Origin of the sequence: Bacteroides muris (ex Fokt et al. 2023) (genome assembly GCF_024704895.1) — a bacterium.
Taxonomy (GTDB): domain Bacteria; phylum Bacteroidota; class Bacteroidia; order Bacteroidales; family Bacteroidaceae; genus Bacteroides; species Bacteroides muris.
Window position 1 is genome coordinate 1 of record NZ_JAMZEE010000068.1, and the last position, 11,612, is coordinate 11,612.

Annotated in this window: 9 protein-coding genes and 1 pseudogene; 9 read left to right on the top strand and 1 reads right to left on the bottom strand. The window is 36.0% G+C overall.

Going from position 1 to position 11,612, the window contains the following annotated elements:
• The 9 genes and pseudogenes from M1B78_RS17615 to M1B78_RS17655 form a co-directional block, all read left to right on the top strand.
• The coding region (locus M1B78_RS17615) for a UpxZ family transcription anti-terminator antagonist (RefSeq protein ID WP_257941398.1) at positions 1-366 on the top strand (366 nt) is incomplete at its 5' end.
• 73 nt (positions 367-439) lie between these two features.
• Complete coding sequence (locus M1B78_RS17620; protein ID WP_257941399.1) at positions 440-1,996, top strand: ATP-binding protein; 1,557 nt, start codon at positions 440-442, stop codon at positions 1,994-1,996.
• Between the two features lie 131 nt (positions 1,997-2,127).
• A pseudogene (locus tag M1B78_RS17625) lies at positions 2,128-2,865 on the top strand (IS66 family transposase); the annotation flags it as partial.
• Between the two features lie 223 nt (positions 2,866-3,088).
• On the top strand, positions 3,089-5,065 hold the full coding sequence (locus M1B78_RS17630; protein WP_257941400.1) for an HAD-IA family hydrolase: 1,977 nt from the start codon (positions 3,089-3,091) through the stop codon (positions 5,063-5,065).
• Positions 5,066-5,078: 13 nt separating this feature from the next.
• Complete coding sequence (gene wzx / locus M1B78_RS17635) at positions 5,079-6,488, top strand: O-unit flippase-like protein (protein ID WP_176468549.1); 1,410 nt, start codon at positions 5,079-5,081, stop codon at positions 6,486-6,488.
• A 192-nt stretch (positions 6,489-6,680) separates the two neighbouring features.
• Positions 6,681-7,874: a glycosyltransferase family 4 protein gene (locus M1B78_RS17640; protein ID WP_176468550.1), complete on the top strand. Its 1,194-nt coding sequence runs from the start codon at positions 6,681-6,683 to the stop codon at positions 7,872-7,874.
• Complete coding sequence (locus M1B78_RS17645) at positions 7,871-8,980, top strand: EpsG family protein (protein ID WP_257941401.1); 1,110 nt, start codon at positions 7,871-7,873, stop codon at positions 8,978-8,980. The genes M1B78_RS17640 and M1B78_RS17645 overlap by 4 nt, the downstream gene beginning before the upstream one ends.
• A 5-nt stretch (positions 8,981-8,985) precedes the next feature.
• On the top strand, positions 8,986-9,963 hold the full coding sequence (locus M1B78_RS17650; protein WP_257941402.1) for a glycosyltransferase: 978 nt from the start codon (positions 8,986-8,988) through the stop codon (positions 9,961-9,963).
• Entirely contained in the window at positions 9,960-10,682 is a 723-nt protein-coding gene (locus tag M1B78_RS17655) for a glycosyltransferase (protein WP_257941403.1), read from the top strand. The genes M1B78_RS17650 and M1B78_RS17655 overlap by 4 nt, the downstream gene beginning before the upstream one ends.
• 23 nt (positions 10,683-10,705) lie before the next feature.
• Here the strand turns inward: M1B78_RS17655 and M1B78_RS17660 are convergent, their stop codons facing one another.
• A complete protein-coding gene (locus M1B78_RS17660; protein WP_346015127.1) occupies positions 10,706-11,497 on the bottom strand; it encodes an IS4 family transposase in 792 nt (263 codons plus the stop codon).
• Between the last annotated feature and the right edge of the window lie 115 nt (positions 11,498-11,612).

The following is an 11,612-nucleotide window of genomic DNA, read 5'->3' on the forward strand; positions in this document are numbered from 1 at the left end:
CGCTTGACCACAACTTTGTATAATTCAGGCACCTGGGGTACCACGGTGGAGGAGCAGGCAAATGTATGTCTTGCGCTTTTGAAGGGGTATAGTGCCTCGTTCATTGACCATGGTGAAAAACAGCAGCATGTGCAGGAGGTATTGAGGCGTTGCTGGGATACCCTTGATTCCCTTCCTTCCTCTTTGCTGAAACTCCGCTTGCTTACGGCTTGTTATGGAGAGGTTTTCGATGAGCCTTTGGCCGACGAGGGCCGTTCTATCATTGCTTCCTGGAATTCCGCATCGCTCACGGCAGAACAGCAAGAAGCGGTTGCCGAGTTTCGGAATGTGGTGGATAATCCTTATCCGTGGGAAGAAATGGAATAAAAATGTATAAATAGAATTTCTCTTTGAAGAAAAAACGTATATTTGCATATAGCTTCTAAAAAAGAGAAATGAGATGGAACAGATGCGTAAACTGCCGATTGGTATACAGACTTTTGAAAAGCTGCGTGAAGAAAATTATCTTTATGTAGACAAAACAGCAATGGTCTATAAGATAGCATCCAATTCCACTCCCTATTTTTTGAGCCGTCCTCGCCGTTTCGGTAAGAGTTTGCTTATATCTACCTTCGAAGCTTACTTCCAAGGACGTAAAGATTTGTTTCACGGACTTGCCATCGAAAAACTGGAAACCCGGTGGGAGGAATATCCTGTATTGCATCTGGATTTGAATGCCCGTAAATATGAAACAGCCGGAGATTTGGTAGCCATGCTTAATCAATATCTGGAAAAGTGGGAATTGAAATATGGTGCGGAAAAGCAGGAGCGTAGTCCCGAAGAGCGCTTTGCCTATGTGATAGAGCAGGCGTATGCCCAGACGGGTAAGCAAGTGGTAGTGTTGATTGATGAATATGATAAGCCTTTGCTTCAAGCTCTTTCGGATGAAAAGCTAACGGAAGAATATCGTCGGATATTGAAAGCCTTTGATGGGGTACTGAAAAGTGCCGACCGTTATCTCCGCTTTGTTTTTTTGACGGGTGTGACGAAGTTTGCGCAGATTAGCGTGTTCAGTGATTTAAATCAGTTGCAGGACATCAGTACATGGCCCGACTATTCTTCTTTATGTGGTATTACTAAGGAAGAACTGCTCACAACGTTTACTCCGGAGATAGAACGTTTGGGTGTTTCCAATGGGATGGACTTCGATACAACTTTGGAGCAGATGACCAAGCTGTATGACGGTTATCATTTTTACCCCCATTGTGAAGGGGTTTTTAATCCTTTCAGTGTGTTGAATGCATGCAAGTCGAAGATTTTGGATAATTTCTGGTTTCAGACCGGTACTCCTACCTATTTGGTAAATTTATTGAAAGAGAGTGATTATGATTTGCGCCTTCTGATTGAGGGAGTTGAAGTGACGGCTTCCGCCTTTTTTGAGTATCGTGCGGAAGTAAAGAATCCGCTTCCCATGATTTATCAAAGTGGTTATCTGACCATCAAAGACTACGATAGGGATGTTCTATTGTACACTTTGGGTTTTCCCAATGATGAGGTACGCTATGGTTTCTTGAATTTCTTGGTTCCTTATTATACAGGAGTGACTGATGATGAAACCGGTTTCCACATAGCCAAGTTTATGCGTGAACTCCGTTCCGGTGATGTGGATGCATTCATGGAACGCTTGAAAGTATTCTTTGCAGGCATTCCCTACGAACTGAGCAACAATACCGAACGCCACTATCAGGCCATCTTTTATGTCGTCTTCACTTTGCTGGGTCAATTCGTACAGGCGGAAGTGCGCAGTGCGCGTGGTCGTGCCGATGCCGTGGTGCGGACAAAAGATGCCGTTTACGTCTTTGAGTTCAAGCTGAACGGCAGTGCCGAAGATGCCTTGAAGCAAATTGATGAGAGAGGTTATCTGATTCCTTATGTGCTGGATGGCAGGCGGCTGGTGAAAGTGGGGGTGAACTTCAGCAATGAGACACGGAATGTGGAGAGGTATATTGTGGAATAACTCTTTGGCACTCATGCCTCGGCAAACTTCCTTTCCTATGAACGATAGGAATCCAAACTAATAATACTTAAAACTCAAGTCCTTTTTTGATATTCTTTATGTAAGCAGTCAAAAAATGGCTATTGATTGCTTTCCTTGCGGAAAAATGTTTTGAGATGGTTCATTATGCAGAACCGGGTAAAAAGCCCGGGTGGGGTTATTTCCCTTCTGAAAGCCATCCGGAGGTAGTAACCAATTAAGGCACTAGAGCCACTCCTGAATTTCTGCAGGCTATTGCCTATGAAGTTTATGTGAAGAATGTGACTTTCGGTCTTCTTCGTCAATAGCTGACAGATATGGGCATGACCGTTTCTAAAAACACATTGTGCAACTGGCTTAAGAAAGGCGAGAAATACCTGGATGAATTGGTCTGTGTATTGAAGTCCATAGCTTTGGAAAAAGACTCGATTGTGAATTGCGATGAGACCTGGTGTAAAGTGCGTAAATATGATCACTATAAGAAGTGCTACATTTGGGTGCTGGTCAACAAGGCTCAGAAAACAGCCATTTTCTTCTATGAGAATGGCTCGCGTGGTCGTGAGGTACTTACAGACTTTTTGGGCGATGCAGAATTGAAGAGTATTATGTCCGACGGATACAATGCTTATGTATTTATCGGCAATGAGTTGAAATCAGCTCGGTTTAAATATGGTAGTGATGCCGGTGCTGGGATGGCTGCAACTTATCACAGTATGATAGGAACGGTAAAGCTTCATGGCAGTTCTGTCTGGAACTTCATCGGAACTTTTTTCAAAAAAATCTTTAACGGATGCCGGGATTATGTTAACATGGTTCCTGACAAAATCACTTTGGCTACAAGCCAATGTTAATTTCAAAACTAATTAATTAACAAAACTCGATTTAGGGCACAGAAAAGTGCCCTTTCAAAAGGGGATGCCCTAAATTGAGTGCTTACAACAATTAGAGAAATTTAGTCCGAAATTGGGTTTGGACGAGGATAATTCGGTTCAAAATCCCTAAAAATAGGGTCCTGAAATGTTAAATCTTACATTATTACATTTAACTCAAACTAATAAATAGGCAGAAAATCAAATGTTTAAGATTGGTTTGGGGAGAATTGGATGTTTACCTTACAACGAGTTATATATGCAAAAAAACGATATTTCTAAATATGAGTATGTTTCATTTGATGTATTTGATACATTGATATTTAGATCTGTAGCAACTCCCGAAGATATTTTTATCATAGTTCAAGAACTATATATAAAGAAGACAGGATGCACGATATCCTCATTCTACAGAGACAGAATAAAAGCTGAAAGGATAGCTCGTAGTCAGCACATCGGACAAGATATAACATTAGATGAAATATATTCTCAATTAAAATATAAGGCTGATACTCTCAAATTGCTAAAAGAAATTGAGATATACGTTGAACTTGAAAATTGTATTCCTAATGCTCCGATGGTAGAGTTTGTTAATTATTGTCGTGGTATTGGGAAAAAAATAGTCATAACTACGGATATGTATTTGCCTCGTAGCTTTTTTGAACAGTTGTTTAATAAACTCGGTATTAAGGCAGATTTTTTGTTCATTTCATCTGAAGAAAGAGAAACAAAGCGTTCTGGAAAACTTTTTCAAATATTGCTGAAGAAATTGAACGTTCCTGCAGCGCAAGTATTACACATTGGAGATGATGATAACAACGATATCTATCAGGCAATGAATAATGGAATAGATTCTTTGGAACGGTGGTATGATTGGAATGCTTTGCAGAACGTAGTTACATCTAGCTATATTGAAAATCATATAGATTCACTATCTTGTTTGTATAATAGGATTGAATTCGACCAATCAGCTTATAATATTGGCTTTTCTATCTTGGGTCCATTGATATATGACTTCTGTAATTGGTTGCACGAGGAAAGATTGAAACAAAATATTGACAAACTGTTGTTCGTTGCTAGAGAGGGCTATTTGTTGGAGAAATGTTATAAGTGTCTATATCCTGAAGAAGCGGATGTAGGATACATTTGCCTAAACAAGAATCTGCTAAGGCTTCCCTTAATATATGAACAGAAAACTTTGACGATATATAAAGATAGCTTACTTCAAAGGGCAGTTTATTCATGGAATCAAATTTATGATACTTTTCTCATTGCAAAGAATGAAACGCAGAGACGATTGATTTCAGATAGGTTGAAAATTTCGATTAATTCTATCGTAACAAGAGAAGATTTATACAATGGTATTTATGATGATAAGTTGAATCAATTAATAGAATTATGTACTGGGACGATGGCTAAACAGTCTTGCTTTTTAATGAAGTATTTGGTGCAAAATGGCATCTTTGATGGCAAGATAGGACTTGTAAATAATAGTATAAATGGAAATGGTCAATTGATGTTGGAATCTTATCTTCATAATAAAGGAATTGACGCAAATATTTATGGCTTACAATTTCATGATTCTATCAAATGTAAAACAAATGTTGGTAACAGATATTCAGTATATTTTGATTCGATAAAAATATCTTCTTATCAAAAAAGTGAGTTTTATAGGAATTGTTTGATTTTTGAGCATCTTTTATTTGAACCATCAGGTACAAGTCTTTATTTTTTTGAGGAAAATGGCACTGTCGTTGTCGCAAAGAACAAACAAACAAGAGAAACTTTAAATTATCCTTATGTTGATGAAGTACAGAAATATACGTTATTATTTATAAATGCTTATAAGAATCATATACCGTTGTCATGTTCCGGTTTAGGTATAAATCGCTTATTGAATTTTTTTCATTATCCTCAAGTGGATAATGCTGAGCCAATTTGTCAATTATGGGATGAGGATGCTGATGGTAGCAACAAGATTGCGGATAGTAAAATAGCCCTAAAATGGAACTATAAGATTTTTAAGAATGTGCCAAAGTCCATTATATGGATTGAAGGATATCTTTCACTGAAGGAGGTGAAGCCTTTTTGGCTGAAATTGATACAACTTAAACTGAAACTTCTATATTATAAAACTCACAAAAAAGAATTTGTTATAGACTTATTATTGAAATTGTTCTAAATAAAGAGGGCTTATGTCAAATATAGATATTTCAAAAGGGGACATTATTTGGAGCTACGTTTCGCAATTTTTTAATATTGCATCAGGACTTATTACTCTGCCTCTCATACTCCACTTGCTAAGTACAGAAGAGATTGCGATGAATTATCTGATGTTGACAGTTACAACGCTGGTAACCTTAATGGATTTTGGCTTTACTCCACAGATTAGTAGACAGGTTTCATATGTATATAGTGGGGCGACTAAATTACTAAAAGAGGGAATTGTTGAGGGAAGTACTGGGACGGTAAATTATCAGCTATTGGCGTGCCTTTTGAGCGTGACGCGTAGAATTTTCCGTATCATAAGTGCTATTGTACTTGTTTTGTTGATGACTTTGGGTACATGGTATATGTATTTTGTAACGGAAGGGTTCTCCAACGTTGATAACTCGTTTGCTATCTGGTTGGTATTTTGCACTTCATCATTCTTTTCAATTTATTTCAAATATTATGACTCGTTGCTTGTAGGTAGAGGATTGGTTAAAGAGTCAAAACAATGTATTCTTGCTAGTAAGGTCTTGCAGATTGTCTTAGTTTATGTACTGCTTCTTGCTAGTGTTGGTCTAATGGGAGTTTGCATTGCTAATCTCATCTCTCCTTTTCTAGGCAGATATTTAGCTCATCATTTTTTTTATGATAATGGTACTATTTCAAAACTATATGGTCAAGCCTTTTCAGATGAACTTAAAAGTGAAATTTTCCAAGCTATATGGTATAATGCGAAAAAAGTTGGAGTTAACTTTATTGGCACTTATTGTACACGGCAATTTGGTATGTTCCTTATTGGTTTGTATCTCGCGTCAGACGTAGTTGCTTCCTATGGCTTGATGATGCAATTTGTTACGATTGTAACAAGTATTAGTGTAACATTTTTTGGAACATTACAGCCGCAAATTATATCATACAGAATACAAGGAGATAGAGTTATGACAATTCGGCGTTTCTCATACTCTATCATTGTATATTATTTACTATGTATTTGTGGTTTGGCCGTAGTGGTTTTTCTTGGTTCTTGGGCTCTAAATTTAATTGGCTCTAATGCTCAGCTTCCTACTCTTAATATTTTACTTTTGTATTCTTTGGTCTGTTTCCTCGAGGAGAACCACTCAAATTTTGCAATATTTATCAGTTCAGGAAATCAAGTACCATTTGTGCCGGCAGCCCTTATTTCTGGATTTTTAATTTGTATAGGCGACTTTGTTGTTTTACAATTTACGAGTCTTGGGTTGCTTGGTATAATACTCATTCAAGGGGGAGTGCAGTTGGCATACAACAATTGGTACTGGCCTCGCTGGGTTCTTAAAGAATATCGGATTTCATTCCGAGAATTTTTAAAAAGCGGATTTTGTGAGTTATATGGTATGTTAAAGAAGATAATGTAAACATAGCAGTTGATATTGGGAAATATGTTTTTTTATACAAAAGTAAGAAATAAAGATGATATGAAGAAATAAATCAGAAGGAGTACCCCTTCTGAAATAGATTTTGATTTTATGCATCAAATATGCATAAAATGGGTGAGTACGATTATGTACAATATAGCAAATCTATTACGAACTTCACAAAGCTGAAAAATGAAAAAAAGAATAGCATTAATCACAAAAGGGTTTACTGGGAGTACCTTCCCGTTGGCAAAACAGTTCCTTGAAATGGGATATGCAGTAGATATTTATCTTTTCTACTATATATCGTTTTCAGAACTAGAAGCTTTCAATTGTTCGTATCAGTCAAGTAAGTATGGAGTTGAGGAAATTGCAGTGAATAATTGGATTGAGATGTTCTCTTACTTTGGTGAATCAGATTCGGTTAGACTTTTCTCGTTGAAGATGCCAAGACCCTATGAGCGTATCCCCATTGTGCGGAATGTCATTGGATGGTATTCCGATTACTATGCCACTAAATCTTCTTCATTTATCAATGAGCAGAACTACGAAATTGTCAATATCATAGGTGGTTATTATTCTTGTGAGTATCTGCCATTCTTGAAGAAACTGAACTGCAAGATAGTCGTCTCGCTGCATGAAGTATGTAATCATTTTCACCCTGATTTTAGCAAACCTTCGCCATTGCTAAAGTACCTTTTCAAAAGCTCTATTGATATAATCATTTATTCTGATAATTCATTGTGTGATATTTTCAATTATAAAGATATTAAGAGAGAAAAGATTCATCGTTTGAACTTTGGATTATTTGAAACTTATAAAACGATATCTGTAAAGAACACTTTGTTTTTGCCTGAGAAATATTTCTTGTTCTTTGGAAGTATGTTGCCATATAAAGGATTACCCATCTTGAATGAAGCGATGAAGTTATTGGCAGACTATCGTTTTTGTTGTAAACTTGTAGTTGCTGGCAAAGGAAATGATCCATGCCTTGAAGATTTAAGTAATAATCCAAACGTATTATTAATCAATAAGCGTCTTTCTAATGCTGAATTGTGTGAAGTAATTAGTCAATCATCATTTGTGATTTGTCCATATATTACTATGTCACAGAGCGGAATTCCTCAAACTGTTTATACATTTGGTAAGCCAATTATTGCTTCTGACCTTGATGGATTCAAGGAAATATTGACACATAAGAAGAATGGCTTGCTCTTTGCTAATAACAAACCTATTGAATTAGCAGAATGTATTAAAATGTTTTTGAACAATGAAAAGCTATTAGCCAATTGTTCTAGTCAAGTTATGTCTTTTGAAAAAGAGTATCCTGAGTTCTGTTGGTCAAATATTGCACTGAAATTTGTTCTGAAATTTGTGAATAAATGATATATTACGTTGTCTTTTCATTGTTGGCCTTTCTTATCTTAGTATCTGTTGGAGTAAAGAGAGAAAAACAAATATTCATAGAAATTCTTGCGATTGTTATTGTAGTACTGTTTCAGGGGCTGCGTTGGGAGAATGGTACAGACTGGGATTCTTATTATGGAATGTTTATGTATCCTTCTGAGCCTATCTATTATAATGAATATGGGTGGTGGCTTCTTAATGATATTGTACGACGATTTTCAGGTGAATCCTACACGGCAATGCTGATAGTTCAATCTGCTCTAATCGTACTTTTGAATATCAAATTTGCTAAATATGTGGGTTTGAATAATATTACAAGTGTTATATTTGGTTGTTTTGTTGGTAGTATCTTTCCTGTGCGTTTTGCCTTAGCATCCATAATTGTTATTTTGGGTTTCAAACATATTGTAGAACGAAATTTCAAAAAGTTTTTTCTTTATGTCATTGTTGCATCTACAATTCACATTGCAACTCTTTTGATTATTCCTTTCTATTTTGTGCCACGCAAAAGATTTAGTTTGGTGATGATGTTATTTATGTATTTTGCCAGTATAATGATAGGATTTGCGTCTTCTTCAGTTGTCTCTTTTCTTGATTCAATTAATTCGCTATTGGCAATAGGTTCTTTTGATGGAGATATTCAAGAAAAGATTGATGGCTATATGTATGGAGGAATCGCTGAGTATTCTATTCGTTCGGTTTCGAGCATTATACTATCATTTTGTAGTGGAGCTTTTTTCATTTGGTTGTATCATTACTTTGGTAACCACTATTTTTCTAAAGCATCTTCAACACAAGAAGAATACCAAAACAATATGTATCATACACTTTTGAATCTTTATATTTTTGGAATGTATTTTAATCGTACTGTAGCCTTTGCCATACCATATCTTTCGCGAATAGGAATATTGGCATCTGGTGGTGTTGGGATGTTATTACTATTAGGTATGGAAAAGAAGTTCAGAAATAAGTCACAATTATGGTTGGCGTTTTTTGTATATATTGTTTATAAATTCATTTTATTTAATCAGACACTTCATGGTCAGTATGAGTCTCTTTTCATACCGTATCATAGTGTAATTTAGTAATAATGAAAAAAATATTATATGTTGGCTATCGTGACAATAGCCATTCTTCAGCAGGTGGGTACGATTCGATTATAGGTAATCCGGAAACAGACTGTTTAATGGGGGAGAATGTTCCTTTTGGGTTCATTCCCGTTAGTAAAAGAGGAAAGATACTTAATGTAATTTTTCTTGGTATTATTTCCCGCTTTAAGCGACTGAGATATACAGTTGTTCATTACTTCTATGGTGATACGTTAGTTGTACCATTTCTCCGCTTAAATAAACATAAAACAGTGGCTACCCTACATCTTAATATTGAGGAAGAGAGAAGGTGTAAATCTTCATTTATTAAAGCTTTGAGAAGTTTGGATGGCATTGTCGTGTTAAGTACTAATCAAAAAAGGATACTGAAGGAAAAATATAATCTTGATTCTGTGTTTATTCCTCATGGTTTTAACAGACCCAAATTTAAGAAGGTTGAAAGTGGATTAAACAAAAGTAAAATCAATGTATGTGTTTTGGGTCAAAACTATCGAGATTATGATACAATGGAAACTATCATAAAGTTTTGTTTGGAACATAGGAATGATATTTGTTTTCATATGATAGGACAACCTCAACGAATCAAAGAACAATTCTATAATTATTGTAATGTTGTAGTATATCCGAGAATTCCCGACGACAAGTATTTTTCTGTGGTTAATGATTGTGATTACTCATTTCTTCCTTTGACATTTGCAACAGCAAATAATGCTTTATTAGAGGCAGGATTCTTAGGTACTGCCTCTATACTTCCTCAGATTCCAGGAGTGGAAGACTATGGTGCTCCATCGCCACTCAATCTATACTACTCAAATATGGCAGAAGCAAAAAAACTATTTGTTAGTCTTAAGAAAAGAAATAAATCACTAGATCTGATTCGTTTTTGCGAGGAAAACTTCCTGTGGGATAATGTGTACTATAAGTTGAATGATTATTACAAAACATTGATGGATAAATGATATCAGTATGTATAGCCACACATAATGGCGAGAAATATATTAAAGAACAGGTTGATAGTATTCTGAGCCAGTTAGAGCCGGAGGACGAGATTGTGATATCTGATGATGGTTCCACAGACAATACTTTAGCAATATTGGAAGCCTACCACGATTTTCGTATAAAGGTATATACTTACAAGCACTTACGTAAATACCGCTATATCTTCGATTATGCTACTCATAACTTTGAGAATGCTCTTCGTCAGGCAAAGGGTGACATTATTTTCCTTGCCGACCAAGATGATGTATGGATGCCTAACAAGGTAGAGCGCGTTATGGCAAATATGAATGATTGCGACATTTTGTTTCACGGACGAAAAGTAGTAGATAGTAATTTGCAAGTAATTCAAGAATTTGCAATGCCTCATCCTGAATTTTGGCGTAATATAAAGTCTTGCACAACAACTGGATGTTGTACTGTTTTTAAGCGGAAGATTTTGGATAAGGTACTGCCTTTTCCAGAATCTGGTGTAGGTCACGATTTTTGGATAGGTGTTTATGGAGGTTTTTTCTATAAGCGTAAATTTCTTAAAGAATCATTAATGTTATTCCGCCGTCATGGAAACAATGTAACTCCAAGTAATACGAGAAGCAATAATCCAATTTTGATGAGATTACGGTATAGAATTATTATACTTTGGGAGATTGTTAAAGTTTGCTTGAAGAATGCTGTTTGGTAATATGCTATATCATTAGTGTCCCATTAAAATTGGGACGAATTAAAAATTAAACAAACTTGGCCCATTTGGTCCGAATCGTTCTTTGTCCTTTTGAAATTTAGTTTTATTAAAGAGTCTCTCAGATGAGTCTTATTAGTCAATGAGATACTCAGTATTTGTAACACTTCATATGTACTTCTGTCCAGTTGCATATCGTGTTGAATGATTGCCACCAAACAGTAAGCGCATATAGCAGCATATATCTGTATTCGAACAGCATTCTCTGTAGTTCCCCAAAATCTTTTGATTTTAAGGTGCTGCTTGAGCCATTTGAAAAATAGCTCTATCTGCCAGTGATTTTTATAAAGTTCAGCAACTTGAAGCGCAGATATATGCATCGCATTGGTTATGAATGTAAATTCTCGTTCTTGCTCTTCATCCCAATATTTAATCAGCCTAAGTGGCTTTGGGTAATATTGTTTAGGATAGAATCCTGTTAGAAGTACATTTGCGTCTGAAAGCACATTCTTAGGCAGTCTACGTTTCCATTGGATGGATTTGTACCCGAGATTCTTTTTTACTCTGACAACAAAGTAGGCTTCAATTTGATGAATTTTATACAGTATTTTGAAGTTGTTATAACCGCGGTCGAAGATGTAATAAGAGCTTGGGTCATAAGGAATTTCAATCATGACTTTAGAATCGTGCACGGATGCTTCCGTGATATGAAAGAATGCAGGAATCTGTGTTTCCACATCATATAATGTATGCACTTTGATACCACCTTTCTTTTTGTGGAATTTTGCCCACCAAAAGACTGAAAGGCACAGGTCAATAGTTGTCGAATTAAAGCATAAACGTTACCGCCAAGTTTGAAAAGTAAACGTCCTATTTTCCGCCTTGACGCTGATTTAATATAAATATACCTTTGTGGCAAACTTGAAATTTACA